Source organism: Streptomyces albidochromogenes, assembly GCF_005981925.1.
Taxonomy (GTDB): domain Bacteria; phylum Actinomycetota; class Actinomycetes; order Streptomycetales; family Streptomycetaceae; genus Streptomyces; species Streptomyces albidochromogenes.
The window spans coordinates 1-14,378 of the sequence record NZ_VBVX01000169.1; the positions used below are offsets into that span (position 1 = coordinate 1).

Below are 14,378 nucleotides of genomic sequence, written 5' to 3' on the forward strand. Positions count from 1 at the left end.
GTGGGGGCAGGGTGGCAGCGTACGCCGCGCGGTGACGTTCCCGTTCGATCTCCGAGAAGCCGCACACCGTGCGGGACACGGTTTCGGCTTCGTCCAGGTCGGAGCAGCCCGCGAGTGCGCGGGCGAGCGGGTTGAGTTCGAGGACCCGTTCCAGCGTCAGCCGGTGGACGTTGGCGGCCGACTCGTCCAGGAGCAGGGGGCGGGGGGCGTCCCGGGTGCCGCAGACTCCGCGTATGCCGCGGGCGGCAGCGACCAGGAGAGCGCCGGCCTCGGAAGGGTGCCAGTCGAAGATCCCGTTCACCGTCTCCGTCCGCATGGCGCCCAGGGTGAACGCCGGCTCGCCGATCCTGGGCAGCAGGACGGGCAGGGGTACCTCGTTGTCGAGACCCGGCCCGGCGATGTACACGGTGGTGGGAATGCCTGTGGCCGCGCAGGCGGCGACGGCGAGGGCGTCGCCCAGCGGGCTGCGTAGCGTCGGCTCGTCGCCGCGGGCCGCGATGTCGCCGCCCACGTCCACAAGGTCGATCCGGTCGGTTCCGCACCAACGGGCGGCCGCGGCGATCTGGCGGGCCAGGCCGAGCGTGCCGCCGTACGGGTCCAAGAGCCCGAGCCGCGGCCTCAGTTCACCGGAGAGCCGCGGCAGCAGTGAGCCGGCCGGGGCGATCGGCGCCGTCGTCGGAGTGACCAGGGCGAGACCCGGCGCAGCCCGCTCCGTGCCCGTGAAGTCGGTGACACGGCGGGGCCCGGGCACGGGATCCACGACCAGGCGCTCCCACGCATAGGTCAGTATCAGCGCGGGGGTGTCCGGGCCGTGCAGTGCGGCGTGCACCAGGGCCGCGGTGATCGGGTCACCGCCACCGCCGGCGGCGATGAGAAGTCTCTTCATGGCGACACCGATACCGCAGTGATCCCCGCGCCCGCGACCCCGGCCACTCGCACGAACCGGCTCGAACAGGGACGGAATCCAGCACTCCGCAGAAAGTGCATATGAATCTCTACACGGCTAAACCAGTTTTATGCGCATTGCACAACAGATATTGGAGCGACATGACCCTAAGGTGACACGTTGTCACAAACAGTGAACGTGTCGACCTGAAGGAAAGTCAGCTTCCGCTATGACGCCGCCTGTTCTGCTCCCCACACCCAGCGTGCCCCATGACGCGTTAACCGGCTCTGAGCCGGAAACGCCGTACGAGCAGTACGTGTACGCCTACCCGCACCAGAAGGCGTACCGCCTCCTGGAGAACGGCCCGCTGCTCAGCGAGCTGTGGTCCCGGGAGCGTCTCGACGCCCTCTCGCTCTACGTGCACATCCCGTTCTGCGAGATGCGCTGCGGGTTCTGCAACCTGTTCACCCGTACCGGCGCCCCCGAGGAGGTCACCCGATACTTCATCGGCACCCTGGAGCGGCAGGCCCGCGTCACCCGTGAGGCGTTGGAGGCCAAGGGGGAGCCGATCCGGTTCCGGCTCGCCGCGTTCGGCGGCGGCACCCCGACCTATCTCACGGCGGACGAGCTGACCCGCCTGTGCGACATCAGCGAACACATCATGGGGGCGGACCTCAAGGCCGCGTCCTGGTCGGTGGAGACCTCGCCCGCAACAGCGACCGCGGACCGGATCGCCGTACTCGCCCAGCGCGGAGCGACCAGGCTGAGCATCGGCGTGCAGAGTTTCATCGACGAGGAGGCCCGCGCCGCCGTCCGCCCGCAGAAGCGCGAGGAGGTCGAGGCCGCGCTCGCCCACCTCAAGGAGGCGGACTTCCCCATCCTCAACATCGACCTCATATACGGCATCGACGGTCAGACCGAACGCACCTTCAAGGTTTCGTTGGACGCGGCCCTCGCCTGGCAGCCGGAGGAGATCTACCTCTACCCGCTGTACGTCCGCCCGCTCACCGGCCTGAGCTCCCGCCACGCCAAGACCCTCCAGGAGTGGAACGACCAGCGGCTGCGGCTGTACCGCTACGGCCGCGACCACCTCCTGTCCGCCGGATACGAGCAGACCTCGATGCGGGTCTTCCGGCGCGTCGGCACCCGCGCCGTGGAAGACACCGACGGCAGCAGCATCAGCGAGTACAACCAGCAAGCCGGCATGGTGGGACTGGGCGTCGGCGCCCGTTCGTTCACCACCGACCTGCACTACACCACCGACTACGCCGTCGCGGTGCCGGAGGTACGGCGCATCATCGACGACTACATCGCCACCCCGACCGACCAGTTCCGGCGGGCCCAGTGGGCATACGCCATGGACGCCGGGGAGCGGCGCCGGATGTACATACTCCAGCACCTGCTCGAATCCACCGGTCTGCCCACCGCCGACTACGAGCAGCGGTTCGCCACGCGCTTCGAGGACGACTTCGGCCCCCAGCTCGGCACTCTGCTGGAGCGGAACTGGCTCCGGGAGAAGGACGGAGCCCTCGCGCTCACCCTGGAAGGTATGGCGTGGGCCGACGCCGTCGGGCCCATGTTCTTCTCCGACCGCGTACGTACCAACATGAGCACCTACCAGGACCGCTAGACCCGACGGGGCGCCGGCTCGGCCTCGGCCTCGGGCGCGGGCCGGGGTCGCGGCGGGGGCCCGCTCCGATGCCGCTCCGGGACGGACACGACGACGAGCCCCAGCAGCAGGAGCGCCGCGCCGGCCGCGGCGGGCGGCCCCGGCCGCTCGCCGAGGACCGCCACCCCGAGCACCGTCGCGACCAGCGGCTCGGTCAGGCTCAGTGTCCCCGTCGTGGCGGCGCTGAGTCCGCCGACCCCCCGAGTGAACAGCAGATAGCCGAGGGCGGTCGTCGCCAGCCCCAGCCAGCCGATCAGAGCGACCGAGCGTGCGCCGGCCAGACCTTCCGGAGCCACCAACAGGTACGGCGAGACCAACAGCCCGGCGCACAACACGCTCACCGGGGCCGCGGTACCGAGAGCCGCGCCCCGCGCGCCCAACTCCTTCGTCACGGCGATGTAGACGCCGAAGCTCGCCCCGGCCACCACACCGAAGAACACACCTGGCAGATCCGCGTGCGCCCCGCTGCCGGGAAGCAGCAGCAACCCGATCCCGACCACGGCGCAGGCCGTCCCCCACCACCAGGGGCGGCTCGGCCGCTCGCAGGAGAGCACCCGGGCACAGATCCCGCTGACCACCGGCACGGTCCCGAACGCGACGGCCGTCGCCAGGGCCGCCCCGCTGCGCTCGACCGCCTGCAGGAAGCAGACCTGGAACAGCGCCGTGACCAGCACACTCAAACCGAGCCACCGCCCCACACCGGGCCGCCTCAGCGAGCGCAGACCCTCCGGCCGCACCGTCAGCAGGCTGAGCACCAGCCCGCCCAGCAGCATGCGTAAGGCCCCGAGCGACACAGGATGCACACCGGTGTCGGCCCAGAGCTGAGCAGGGCCCACCGTCCCCCACAGCACAGCTGCCGCCAGTACGGACGCCACTGCTCCCACGACGATGCCCCCCTCGACCCGTTTCCCGGACAGGGCGAACGTATCGGGAGCGAAGCCAGCAGCCCTACTGGGTGAAACGATGAGAGGAGGGCCTGTCCTGTCGGTCTTTCCGTGCCTCCACACCAAGTGCTGGCCGATCCTCCGATCGGTGGTTTCGGCCGGCTCAGCGAAGCACGGTCCGTGGGGCCGCGGTTCGCGTGCGTCAGCAACGGCGGGCGGGCCGCCCGGAGTCCTGCGTGATGTGCCCTGCCAAGGAGGACGGGTTCTGGCCTAGTTGATGTCTACAGTTACAGCATTCGCCGGGATGCAGTGTCCGCGGCGGCAGACAAGGGGGCATCCATGTTGCGAGGGCTCACCACCGTCAGTTTCTGGGCCGATGATCTGGCGGCGGCGAAGACGTGGTACACCGAGCTGCTTGGCGCAGATCCGTACTTCGAGCGACCGGGGTACGCCGAGTTTCGCCTTGGCGACTACCAGCACGAGCTGGGGTTGATCGACAGCCGCTACGCGCCTGACGGCTCGGCGAGCGGGCCGGGCGGTGCTGTCGTGTACTGGCACGTCGACGATGTGAGCGCGGCTCTCGAAGAGCTGCTGTCCATGGGGGCAAAGGAGTACCAGCCGCTCACGGTGCGCGGACCGGGGTTCGTCACCGCCGCCGTGACCGACCCCTTCGGGAACGTCCTGGGCATCATGCAGAACCAGCACTACCTGGACGTGCTGGCCACGCGCCGGTAACGCCAGGGCCCTGTCGGGTCTCCTCTTCTGCATGCCGCACGACCGCCCGGTCGCCCTGGCCGACCCGTTCCCTGCGTACGTGCGAGGCCGGTTGGCTTTCGCGGGGCCTCATTACCGTCGCACCCTCCTACAACACGTGGTGCAGCGTGCCGACTTCGTCGGTCAGTGCTGCTGTGCGGGCAGAGGGGTCCGGGGCTTGGTCCAGGAGGTGTACGCGGCGATCGCCGCCGACTGACCCGCGCAGTCATTCCGCAGCCTTCGGACCAGATCGGCCACCGTCTTCGGCGGGGCCGCCGAGGCGTGCGCCCGCTGAGTCGGCGCTCTGCGGGGCGGCGTCCTGCTGATCGGCGGGGCGTGCCGAGACCGGGCGCTCGAAGAAGGTTTCCAGGACGACCGTCGCCTGCGTCCCGCTGACGCCGTCGATCGCGTAGATCCTGCGCAGTACGTCCTGGAGCTGCCCGGTGGTCGCGGTTCTCACCTTCACCAGCACCGACGCGCTGCCCGCGATGACGTGCGCCTCCGTGATCTCGGGGAGGGCGGCGAAGCGTTCCGCCGAGTCTCCCATCCACGACGTCGACTCGACCATCACGTAGGCCAGGACGCCGCATCCCACCGCCGCTGGGTCCACCTCGGCCATCGTGCGCCGGATGACGCCCCTTTCCCGCAGCTTCCTGACCCGCTCGTGGGCGGCACCGGCGGACAGGCCGGCGGCCCGGCCGAGCGCGGCATAGGACTGGGTGGCGTCCTGCTGAAGCTGCGTCAGCAGAATGCGATCGATGTGATCCACAACTCTCCGTTCGAAATAGCCTTGTAATGACCGTACTTCATCCTGCAATCTCGCCCATGAGACGAACCTGATTCTCCTTACTCGCCATCTGTTGGACGGAAGGACATCCGATGCCCGGTGAGCGCCCCGTGCTGTACGAAAGCTTTGACGACCGGTTCCGTACCGGACGGTGCATGAACGGCGACGAGGGCCTCGAGGTCCTGTACACCGGCTGCCGCTGGGCCGAAGGGCCGGTCTACCTGCCCGCCTGGCGGCAGCTGATCTGGAGCGACATACCCAACGACCGGATGCTGCGCTGGGAGGAGGAGACGGGCTCCGTCAGCGTCTTCCGTCACTCCGCCGGGCACACGAACGGCAACACCCTGGACCTCGAGGGGCGACTCGTCACCTGCGAACAGGGCAACCGCCGGGTGACGCGTACCGAGCACGACGGCACCATCACTGTGCTGGCTGACCGCTGGCAGGGGAAGCGCCTGAACAGCCCGAACGACGCGACGGTGAAGTCCGACGGTTCGATCTGGTTCTCCGACCCGGACTTCGGGATCACCAGCGACTACGAGGGCTACCGGGCGCAGAGCGAGATCGGCTCCAACAACGTCTACCGAATCGACCCGGCCACCGGCCGGGTCACCCTGGCCGCCGACGGCTTCGGCGCGCCGAACGGCCTCGTCTTCTCGCCCGACGAACGGCAGTTGTACGTCTCCGACACCGGGGCGGGGTTCATCCGGGTCTTCGACGTACGGGACGACGGCACGCTGTCGGACGGCAGTGTCTTCGCGGCGGCCGGAGCCCGTACGGCGGCCCGCTTCGACAACCTTCGCTTCGATGCGGACGGCCGGCTCTGGGCCGCCGCGATGGCGGACGGCGTGCACTGCTACGACCCTGACGGCACACTGATCGGGCGGTTGAACGTGCCGGAGACGGTGGCCAACATCTCCTGGGGCTCCGCCAAGCGCAACCGTCTGTTCATCGCGGCGGAGACCAGTCTCTACTCACTGGTCATGGGTGTCACGGGGACACACCCGACAGGACCTGGGCGCAGGCCCTGGCTGGGTCCGGCGCGCTGAGGATCCGGCCGACGGACGGAGACGGGCGGGCGGAGGCGGACGGACGGGCGTCAAAGAAACGTGCCTGACGGGGCGTTGCTGGTGGTGCCGGCCGCTGACCGGTTCGAGAGACCCCTTCGAACCGGACTCGTGGGTTGGTGATGGGGTGACGTCATGTGATGCGAAGGGCGAGTATCGCGAAGTCGTCATTCGGGGCCGTGGGGGCGTACTCGACGACGTCCTTCTCCAGGGCGGCGACCGTGACCGTGACCGCCGCGTCGCGGGTACGCGCCAGTGAGCGCCGGATGCCGTCCTCTCCCAGCATCGCGGCGTCCAGCCGCCGTTCGGTGACGCCGTCGGTGTAGAGAAGAAGCAGGTCTCCGGGGTGCAGCTCGTGTTCTGTGGTGTGCAGCTTGGGGTCGTCCAGGACACCGAGGAGGGTTCCGGGCGTGCCCAGGGCGGTGATGGTGCCGTCTGCGCGGCGAAGCAGGGGGTGCGGGTGTCCGCCGAGGGTGAGGCGGAGGCGGGTGGATGTGTCGGTGAGGTCGAGGCAGGCGTAGGCCACTGTGCAGAAGCGGTGAGCCGGCCGGTCCGCGATGATAGCGCCGTTGACGGCTTTCAGGACGCTGCTCGGGTCGGTCTCCAGGCGTCCGGCAGCCCGTGCCGTGTGGCGTACCAGGCCGGTCAGCGCGGCCGCTTCAGGGCCTTTGCCGCACACATCACCGATGGCAAGGGTCCAGCTGCGGGCGCCGGTTGGGAAGATGTCGTAGAAGTCGCCGCCGACCAGGCTGCCCCGGGCGCCGGGGTGGTAGCAGGCGGCGAGCTCCACGCCAGGCACCTCCGGCAGGCTGGCCGGCATGAGGCATCTCTGCAGAGCGATGGCGACCTTGCTCTGTTCTGCGAAGCGCTGTGCGTTGTCGACCGCCTGTGCGGCGCGGTGAGCGAGCTCTTGGGCGAAAGGAATGTCACGCTCGGTGAACACTGTCTGGGCGGGGGTGGCCTATGTTCCGGGCTGCGTGCCAGGCCGTCCAGAGTACGGGCGACATCGGTGACCAGCTCGTGCCGGCCGGTGCGCACCACAGCTCCGATCCCGCCTTCGGCGTCGAGCCGCGGAGGGTAGTCGCGCAGCAGTACGCGCAGGGCTTGTTCCTGGGCGGGATCCTGGTGGGCCAGGGCGGCCAGGGCAGGCTGACCGGCTTCGTCGAGGAGGTGGATGAGGCATCCGTCGGCCAGTCGCGGCACCACAGTGGCAGCGATGTTGGCGAAGGTGGTCTCCGGGTCCAGGGAAGTGGCCAGAACACGGCTGACGTCGGACAGAGCCTGGATCTGGGCCTGCTTGTCAGCGGACTCGCGCAGCAGCCGGGCACGGTCGATGGCCTGAGCGCACTGCCCGACCAGCGCGCTCAGGAAGCCGCGCTCGGACTCGGCGAAAGCGTGGTGCACGGAGAAATGAAGGCTGACCGCGCCGAAGAGACGTTCCTCCACACGCATGGGCAGTACTGCCGTCGACTGGAATCGCTCGGTGAAGAAGTGAGCGGCTTCGGGGAAGGCGTGCGCCCGCTCAGCCGGATCGGCGAAGAACAAGGCTTGCCCGGTTCGTGCTGTGTAAGCCATGGGGTACGGCGCATCGACGCTGAACGGAGCTGGAGCCTCGACAGCCTGATCCGCGTCATGGAGGTGCCACACCGTGTAACAGTCACTGCCGGGCTCGCTCAGGACAGCGGCGCCGACCATGGCTCCGACGGCGGGCATGATGCGCGCGGTGAGAATCGTCATGACAGCCGTGATGGTGGTGGCAGCGGCCAGCGCCGTGGTCACCTCGGCCAGCAGCTCGGCTCTCAGCACCCGCTCGCCATTGTCGCGCAGCACCCACAACAGGTGATCCGGCCCTACCCGCACGGCCTGGTACTCGTAGTCCGCCGCCCGATACGCGCTCGCCTGTGTCCAGGTGAATGCTCCCTGCGCCGGCTCACCGGTGTCCAAGACCCGCATGCAAGCGGCGAAGGAACCGTTCTCGACCATCTGCGGCCACAGTGCGCTGCACAATCCGCCGATGGGCGCCGCCTGGCCGGGCTGCCCGGCCCGGGCGGCTGCGTTCATGTACTCCAGCCGCATGTCCACCGCACGCCCGCCGTCATCGCGTACGGCAGCAGACACCGTGACGGCGTCCGGCAAGCATTCGAAGACCTCGGGCAAGATCCCTGCGGGCAGATCAGCGGGCCGCCGTCCGTCCGATACGTCGAGCGATCCGCCGCCAGTCGCGGTCACAGTGCATCCCTACCGTTCCTGCGCCGGCAGGCCAGCGAATGTGTTGTCCGTAGTGTCCACTCTGAGCAACTTTTGCCTCATGACAAGTGTCGCCGATCCTGCCAGGATGCGGAAACAGGCACGCCCAGTCGTTACCACTCGTGGTACTCGGCGGCCCTGGTCCAGCGGGTTGTGGCGCGGCAGCGGAACCTGAAGGCTGGATGCGCCCCCACTCCATGCGTCAGCCCGACGGTGCTTAGGCATCCGCGCCGGACTGCTGCGATACGCAGGTGCTCGACGGATCGTGCCGGAGGGCGGGTGCGGACTGCTGCGGTGTGGGCGAAGCCCGGCTCCGGCGCCGGTCCACCTGGCCGGCCTTGCCGTCAGGCCGGCTCTGTGCGGCCGAAGAGCGGCGCGTAGCCGGGCGGCAGCTGAATGAGGATGCGTCGCAGCAGCTCGGGGTCGGTGAGATCGGCAAGAGTGCTGAGGACTGCGCTGGCGTCCCAGCGGGCCGTCTGGGGCGTGACATCTCCGCTCAGCAGGGCGACAGCTTCGACGAAGTCCGGCGGGCTGAGCGGCGTGGTGGCCGGCAGCGGATCGAGGAGCAGTGCCTGGAACTGCACGGGAAGCTGGTCACTGAGTTCCCTGCGCTCGGCACCCACCAAGTGGGCTCCCAGGGCGGTCATGACCGCACGGGTGGCCCGTTCGGCTTCTCGCCTGGTGGTGTACTGGCCGCGGTCCTGTACCTGGACGAGGTAGTCGTCCCATGCGATTCCCACAGCAGGCCTCCCTCTCGACGTGCGGTTCTTCTGTGGCGCGCTTGCCCGCGACCGGCCGCCCCAGCCACGTAACGCCGATGCGGGCCAGGAGAATCACTCTTCCGGGGTACCGGTCGGCACCTGCTCGGGCTGTACCCCCTCTGCCCTCAAGCCGCTCGCTACTCCCTGCCCGTGCTGCGGCCAGGGCTGCGGACACGCGTCAGGGCCCGGCAGGGGAGGTTGCCGGGCCCTGATGAGACGTGCGGGTCGAACTCAGTGCTTGAAGACGTCCTTGATCTTCTCTTTCGCCTGGCGTGCGTCGCCCTTGGCCTGCTCGGCGCGGCCCTCGGCTTCCATCTCCTCGTCGCCGACCGCTCGGCCGGCGACTTCCTTCGCCTTGCCCTTGGCCTGCTCGACCTTGGCCTCGGCCTTCTCGTCGGCCACAGCACTCACGTCCTTCCGTTCCGGCGAGTGGACGCCCTACATCTGACCGCTGCCGGGGCGGGCAAACGCACATCACCCGGCCGGCTGACGCACGCCCGATGCGGAGATCCGAAGACGAACTGGGGCCGGGTCCGCCGCAGTCCCCAGAGGCTGCCGATGGCAGTGCGGCGTAGGGTCCGTAGAGTAGACAATTGCCCTATGGCAATGGTATCCATGCGGCAATAGTGTGGATCAAGGTGGGGTGACGCGACTCCGGCATCCACCCGTCTGACATGCCCCATATCTGGCAAAATGATGTTTACCCAATGAAATGACCGGGACCGTGACTAACTTTCTGGCGGTAGGGCGCGCTGTGCGCACTGCCGCGCCTCACGACCTCCTCGGCAGGGTGCGCGCCGCACTGGCCGAGCACTACGAGGCCAGCGAGGTCAATCTGCTGATGGCCGACTATGCCCTTACCGTGCTGCAGCCGGTCACCGCCCTGCCTCATACGGCGGAGCCGCTGCCGTTGAGTTCCACGCCTGAGGGGCGTGCTTTCGGCAGTCAGGCACCGCACGAGCAGTACGTGGCCCAGGACGGGAGCGTGGACGTGCACCTGCCGGTGACGGTCCGCGGGGACCGGCTCGGGATCCTGTCCGTACGTCTGCCGCCGCACAGATCCACGGACGACACGATTGAGGAGCTCACCGAACTCGCTGAGGTTCTGGGGCACGAGATCGTCGTGGCCTCGCGCGACACCGACCTGTATCTGCAGGCGCGCCGCGCCAGCAGGCTCACCCTGGCGGCGGAGATGCAGTGGCAGCTCCTGCCGGCGCGGGCGTGCCGGCGCGAGGAGTACGCGATCGGGGCGCAGCTGGAGCCCGCCTACGCCATCTTCGGCGACAACTTCGACTGGTCCACCTCGGCCGAAACGCTCACTCTCATGGTCACGAATGGCATGGGTGAGGGGATCCAGGCTTCCCTGCTGACCAATCTGGCGGTCAACGCCCTGCGCAACGCGCGCCGGGCTGGGATCGACATCGCGGACCAAGCGGCACTGGCCGATCAGGCCGTCTATGCCCAGCACCGCGGAGCGGAGTACGTCTCGACCCTGCTGTTGTCCTTGGAGCTGGCCACCGGCCGCGGGCGCCTCGTGGATGCCGGCTCGCCCCAGCTGTGGCGTCAGCGCGACAGGCGGGTGGAGCGCGTCGACTTCGAGGCCCAGCTTCCCCTGGGAATGTTCGACGAGACCGCCTACGTGGCCCAGGACTTCCGCGCGCTGCCCGGCGACCGCCTGATCTTCGTGAGCGACGGTGTCTACGCGGCCGTCTCCACAGCGGGGGAGGCGTACGGCGAGCGTGCGCTGGCACGCGCCATCCAGGGTGCCGGTCTCCTGCCCGCCGCCGCGGTGCCCAGGGCCGTTCTGCAGGAGCTGTCCTCCTACCGTGACGCCGACGCCGATGACGACGCCATGGTGCTGTGCCTGGACTGGTTCGGCCGCGGCACCCCCTCGAACTGAGCCTTCAGGGGCTGCTGACAGGCGCGAGTGCCTTCTCCTGCCCCAAGGGGCGGAAAAGGCACTTCGGCCGGCGGGCTGTGTCGCTGTACGGTCATGCTTGCTTCGCGGCGAGCTTCTCGGGGTCGACGACCTTGCCGGCGGGCGGGGGAGTGGCCTTGACGGTCTTGTTTTAGTCGGTGAAGTTCATGGTGCTGGGGTTTTCGCCGCCCGTGGCCGTCGCCTTCAGGATGTAGGGCTTGCCCTTGGTGGCGACGTACATCGTCAGCGTCTGGTCGCCGTCCCTCTTCCTCAGGACGATGGCTTCCTGCCCGTCGACCGTGGTGGCCTTGCCCTTCGTCATGCCCTGACGTTCGGACTTGTCGTTGTCCATGGCGGCCAGTAAGGCCTGCTTGTCACAGATGTCGCGCGTACTGGTCTCGTCCGCGGGTGTCTTGACCCAGCGGCCCTGCAGCCGGCCGATCATCTTCTCGGCGCCGGACTGGGCCTTCAGTGCGTTCTGTCAGAAGGCGTCGTGGCGCTTGACGCAAATGGTCCTGGTCAGCTTCATGAAGGTGGCCCCCTCGTGCGGGTGGCCTCTCGCCACCCGTGCCTGACGGCTGATCAACAGCCGTGACCGACACACCGGATAGCCCCGTTCTGAAGATCTGCACCTCTTCACCTTCTTGTGTGGAGAGCTAGGGGGCCGCGTGTGCCCCTGCCCCGTGACACGACCGGACCGCTGGGCCCGTGCGGCCCACGTGGGGCTGACGGTCCAGGGGGTGCGGCTGGGGCGGCCTGCTGCTCGTGAGTGAAGATTCCGGCGGCCGTACGGGTACGCCGTGCCTGGCGGGGCGCTTCCCGCTTCCCACTTCGGTTGCCGCATGCTTATATTTGCCGTGCAGCAACATTCTTCGTGGGAGGACCCTGGTGGGCAGCAGTATGAATGAGGAGGCCGCCCGCAAAGCCGTAGCGGGCGCCGTGCGGGGCCGGGCTGAGGCGATAGCCGACCGGTGGGTACAGCTGCAGATGCAGCAGGCCGCCCTCGATACCGGTGTGAGCGAGAGCGAACTGCGTGAGGAAGCGGACACTCTGGTTGCCGCGCTGCTGACCGGCCTGGACAGCGGCCTGCCGGTCGACCATATCGTGGACGCGCACGCCGAACTCAACCGTGCGGTCACCGAGTTCTCGCTGCGCAGGGCCCGCCAGGGCGCTTCCCCGACGCACACCTCACTGGCCGTGCTGGCGTTGAAGGAGGCACTCCTCCAGGCCGTGCAGCAGGACACACAAGAGGGAAACGAGCTGTTCGCGGCGGCGCTGTTGATCAACAGGCTGCTCGACGTCGCCGGGGCGCTCTCCTTCGAAACGTATGTCGAGGGGCGCGAGGAGATCATCCGCCGGCAGAGCAGGCAGCTGCTGGAGGTGTCGACCCCGGTGGTCCGGCTGTGGCACCGCGTTCTCGGCGTGCCGCTGATCCGGACGCTGGACACCGGGCGGACGCAGGTGGTGATGGAGAACCTACTCCAGGCGATCCAGGACCAGGAGGCGACGGTCGCCATCATCGACATCACCGGGGTGCCGACGGTGGACACGGCGGTGGCCCAGCATCTGATGCAGACGGTCAACGCGGTGCGGCTGATGGGGGCTGACTGCATCATCAGCGGCATCAGGCCGCCGATCGCGCAGACCATCGTTCAGCTGGGCATCGACCTGTCGACCATCATGACGCGGGCGACCCTGTCCGACGCACTGACCGAGGCCATCAAACTCACCGCCGGACCCCCGGTCCAGCCCCACACGGTCACCACTCGATGAGCAGCCGCTCCAGCGGTGTTCCCATCCTGCGCCTGGGCGACGTCCTGATCACCGGGCTGCTCAACGAGCTCGACGACAAAGCCGCCCTGGCCTTCACCGACGAGCTCACCGAGCGCATCGTGGCCGACAGCGCACGCGGCGTACTGATCGACATCTCCCGCTTGGAGATCATCGACTCCTTCGTCGCCCGCACCCTGATGGAGCTGACCACGATGGCCAGACTCCTGGGAGCGCGGGTGATCGTCGCCGGCATGCGGACGCCCGTCGCCATCACGCTGGTCGAACTGGGCATCGAGCTCGTCGGTGTGAAGACCGCCCTGAACGCAGAACAAGGCATGGCCGCCCTGGGCTGGCACCAAAGTCCGCAGCCCCCGGAAGGGGCCCACCGTGACTCAACCGCCTGACACCGCACCCACTGCGGACAACCGCACAGGAGCTGCCCCGGCAGGGGCCGCCGCCGACCACGTGGTACTCGCCACGGAAGAGGATCTGCTGTCTGTCCGCCACGCGCTGCGCACCGCGACCCTCACGGTCGGGTTCGGCATCGTGGACCAGACCCGGGTGGTGACCGCCGCCAGCGAACTGGCCCGCAACGCCTACATCCACGGTGGGGGAGGGGTCCTCACGATCGAGTACCCGACGCGCCACGGTGAGAAAGGGTTGCGCCTGACCATTCGGGACGACGGCCCCGGCATCCCCGACCTCGACCAGGCCTTCGTCGACGGCTTCACCACCGGGGCAGGACTCGGCCACGGGCTGGGCGGTGCACGGCGTCTGATGGACGAGTTCGAGGTACGCACCGCACCCGGCGCCGGCACGACCGTGATCGCCACACGCTGGTTGCCCCAGTGACCCAGCCGCTCACGTCACCGACCACTCTGGTGCCCAGCGACCACCACCGGGCCGTCCAGCTCGCGGCGGCCACCTCCCGGGCGCACGCCCTGCAGGCCGGTCTGCCCGGCTCCGTCGCGGACCAGGCAGCGGCCCTCGCCTCGGAACTCGCCGGCCATCTCGCCCAGCACGCCAAGGACGGCGCGCACTACATCCAGCCGCTGCCGACGGGGTCCGGCCCGGAGATCCTCGCGGCAGACCACGGCCCGGGCACGGCACCACTCCAGCGCTGCCTGGCCGACGGCCCCGCCACGCCCGGCCCCCTGGGCGCCGGCTTGGGAACGGCATGCGGCATCGCGGCCGAGCTGATGGTCCGCACCCAAGCGCACGTCGCAACCCTGATCTGCGCCCGGTTCGCCCTGTCCCGGCAGCCCCGGCCCGCCGGCCAGGACGCCGGGCTCATCTGTCTTCCGGCCGACGGCGAGACCAACTGCGGGGACGCAGGCGCCATCGCCGAAGACCACCGCATGCGCACCGCCATCGTCATCGACGGGCTCGGGCACGGACCCAGTGCCGCCGAAGCCGCGCAAGCCGCCCTGCATGCCTTTCATCGGCAGGCGAACCGGCCCCTGCCAGACCTGCTCCAGGCACTGCACCAGGAGCTGCGGCACACCCGCGGAGCGGCCGTCGCACTGCTGCGCCTGCACCACGACCACGCCGACTACTGCTCGGTCGGGAACATCCGCGCACTGGCCCTCTCCCCTCGGGGCGTGGACCACCACCTGACCGGCCAGCCCGGCAT

15 protein-coding genes and 2 pseudogenes are annotated in these 14,378 nt (G+C 69.0%); 9 read left to right on the forward strand and 8 right to left on the reverse strand.

All coding sequences use genetic code 11. From position 1 onward, the window contains the following. On the reverse strand, nt 1-886 hold an 886-nt coding region (locus tag E2E34_RS21090; protein ID WP_138903487.1), incomplete at its 3' end, for a DUF1152 domain-containing protein. A 229-nt stretch (nt 887-1,115) separates the two neighbouring features. On the opposite strand from E2E34_RS21090, the gene E2E34_RS21095 reads away from it, so the two are divergent. After that, nucleotides 1,116-2,516, forward strand: a complete 1,401-nt coding sequence (locus E2E34_RS21095; protein WP_138903488.1) for an STM4012 family radical SAM protein — start codon at nt 1,116-1,118, stop codon at nt 2,514-2,516. Here the strand turns inward: E2E34_RS21095 and E2E34_RS21100 are convergent. Then, nucleotides 2,513-3,439: a DMT family transporter gene (locus E2E34_RS21100; protein WP_244315945.1), complete on the reverse strand. Its 927-nt coding sequence runs from the start codon at nt 3,437-3,439 to the stop codon at nt 2,513-2,515. The genes E2E34_RS21095 and E2E34_RS21100 overlap by 4 nt on opposite strands. A 339-nt stretch (nt 3,440-3,778) precedes the next feature. On the opposite strand from E2E34_RS21100, the gene E2E34_RS21105 reads away from it, so the two are divergent. Together E2E34_RS21105 and E2E34_RS36595 are read left to right on the forward strand one after the other, a co-directional pair. After that, nucleotides 3,779-4,174, forward strand: a complete 396-nt coding sequence (locus E2E34_RS21105) for a VOC family protein (protein WP_138903489.1) — start codon at nt 3,779-3,781, stop codon at nt 4,172-4,174. Between the two features lie 222 nt (nt 4,175-4,396). Further along, nucleotides 4,397-4,489 (forward strand): annotated as a pseudogene (locus E2E34_RS36595) (IS5/IS1182 family transposase); the annotation flags it as partial. Between the two features lie 31 nt (nt 4,490-4,520). Here E2E34_RS36595 and E2E34_RS21110 read toward each other — a convergent pair. Continuing rightward, nucleotides 4,521-4,961 (reverse strand): annotated as a pseudogene (locus tag E2E34_RS21110) (Lrp/AsnC family transcriptional regulator); the annotation flags it as partial. A 110-nt stretch (nt 4,962-5,071) separates the two neighbouring features. Between E2E34_RS21110 and E2E34_RS21115 the strand changes: the two are divergent. Beyond that, on the forward strand, nt 5,072-6,028 hold the full coding sequence (locus E2E34_RS21115) for an SMP-30/gluconolactonase/LRE family protein (protein WP_138903491.1): 957 nt from the start codon (nt 5,072-5,074) through the stop codon (nt 6,026-6,028). A 151-nt stretch (nt 6,029-6,179) separates the two neighbouring features. Here E2E34_RS21115 and E2E34_RS21120 read toward each other — a convergent pair whose 3' ends face one another. From E2E34_RS21120 to E2E34_RS21135, 4 genes are all read right to left on the reverse strand, one after another. Continuing rightward, nucleotides 6,180-6,725, reverse strand: a complete 546-nt coding sequence (locus E2E34_RS21120; RefSeq protein WP_167518339.1) for a PP2C family protein-serine/threonine phosphatase — start codon at nt 6,723-6,725, stop codon at nt 6,180-6,182. Beyond that, complete coding sequence (locus E2E34_RS21125; RefSeq protein WP_138903493.1) at nt 6,692-8,275, reverse strand: GAF domain-containing protein; 1,584 nt, start codon at nt 8,273-8,275, stop codon at nt 6,692-6,694. The genes E2E34_RS21120 and E2E34_RS21125 overlap by 34 nt, the downstream gene beginning before the upstream one ends. A gap of 362 nt (nt 8,276-8,637) precedes the next feature. Continuing rightward, nucleotides 8,638-9,033: a DUF2267 domain-containing protein gene (locus tag E2E34_RS21130; protein ID WP_244315947.1), complete on the reverse strand. Its 396-nt coding sequence runs from the start codon at nt 9,031-9,033 to the stop codon at nt 8,638-8,640. Nucleotides 9,034-9,285: 252 nt separating this feature from the next. Then, a complete protein-coding gene (locus E2E34_RS21135; RefSeq protein ID WP_425573415.1) occupies nt 9,286-9,456 on the reverse strand; it encodes a CsbD family protein in 171 nt (56 codons plus the stop codon). A gap of 310 nt (nt 9,457-9,766) precedes the next feature. Between E2E34_RS21135 and E2E34_RS21140 the strand changes: the two genes are divergently transcribed. Beyond that, the gene (locus E2E34_RS21140; RefSeq protein WP_138903495.1) at nt 9,767-10,954 is read left to right on the forward strand and encodes a PP2C family protein-serine/threonine phosphatase; all 1,188 of its coding nucleotides are present in this window, start codon (nt 9,767-9,769) and stop codon (nt 10,952-10,954) included. A gap of 169 nt (nt 10,955-11,123) precedes the next feature. Here the strand turns inward: E2E34_RS21140 and E2E34_RS21145 are convergent, their stop codons facing one another. Further along, on the reverse strand, nt 11,124-11,417 hold the full coding sequence (locus E2E34_RS21145) for a hypothetical protein (protein ID WP_138903496.1): 294 nt from the start codon (nt 11,415-11,417) through the stop codon (nt 11,124-11,126). 455 nt (nt 11,418-11,872) lie between these two features. On the opposite strand from E2E34_RS21145, the gene E2E34_RS21150 reads away from it, so the two are divergent. The 4 genes from E2E34_RS21150 to E2E34_RS21165 all read left to right on the forward strand — a co-directional run. Continuing rightward, the gene (locus E2E34_RS21150) at nt 11,873-12,745 is read left to right on the forward strand and encodes an STAS domain-containing protein (protein ID WP_138903502.1); all 873 of its coding nucleotides are present in this window, start codon (nt 11,873-11,875) and stop codon (nt 12,743-12,745) included. Then, nucleotides 12,742-13,149 carry an STAS domain-containing protein gene (locus tag E2E34_RS21155; protein ID WP_138903497.1) on the forward strand — a complete coding sequence of 136 codons (408 nt, stop codon included), beginning with the start codon at nt 12,742-12,744 and terminating at the stop codon, nt 13,147-13,149. The genes E2E34_RS21150 and E2E34_RS21155 overlap by 4 nt, the downstream gene beginning before the upstream one ends. Then, entirely contained in the window at nt 13,133-13,597 is a 465-nt protein-coding gene (locus E2E34_RS21160; RefSeq protein WP_138903498.1) for an ATP-binding protein, read from the forward strand. The genes E2E34_RS21155 and E2E34_RS21160 overlap by 17 nt, the downstream gene beginning before the upstream one ends. Beyond that, nucleotides 13,594-14,378: ATP-binding protein (locus E2E34_RS21165; protein ID WP_138903499.1), on the forward strand; the 785-nt coding region annotated here is incomplete at its 3' end. The genes E2E34_RS21160 and E2E34_RS21165, both read left to right, overlap by 4 nt.

Coding starts and splice junctions, on each gene's coding strand:
- E2E34_RS21150 (WP_138903502.1), top strand. CDS start 11,873: ATGAATGAGGAGGCCGCCCGCAAAGCCGTAGCGGGCGCCGTGCGGGGC.
- E2E34_RS21115 (WP_138903491.1), top strand. CDS start 5,072: ATGCCCGGTGAGCGCCCCGTGCTGTACGAAAGCTTTGACGACCGGTTC.
- E2E34_RS21105 (WP_138903489.1), top strand. CDS start 3,779: ATGTTGCGAGGGCTCACCACCGTCAGTTTCTGGGCCGATGATCTGGCG.
- E2E34_RS21145 (WP_138903496.1), bottom strand. CDS start 11,417: ATGATCGGCCGGCTGCAGGGCCGCTGGGTCAAGACACCCGCGGACGAG.
- E2E34_RS21140 (WP_138903495.1), top strand. CDS start 9,767: ATGACCGGGACCGTGACTAACTTTCTGGCGGTAGGGCGCGCTGTGCGC.
- E2E34_RS21155 (WP_138903497.1), top strand. CDS start 12,742: ATGAGCAGCCGCTCCAGCGGTGTTCCCATCCTGCGCCTGGGCGACGTC.
- E2E34_RS21095 (WP_138903488.1), top strand. CDS start 1,116: ATGACGCCGCCTGTTCTGCTCCCCACACCCAGCGTGCCCCATGACGCG.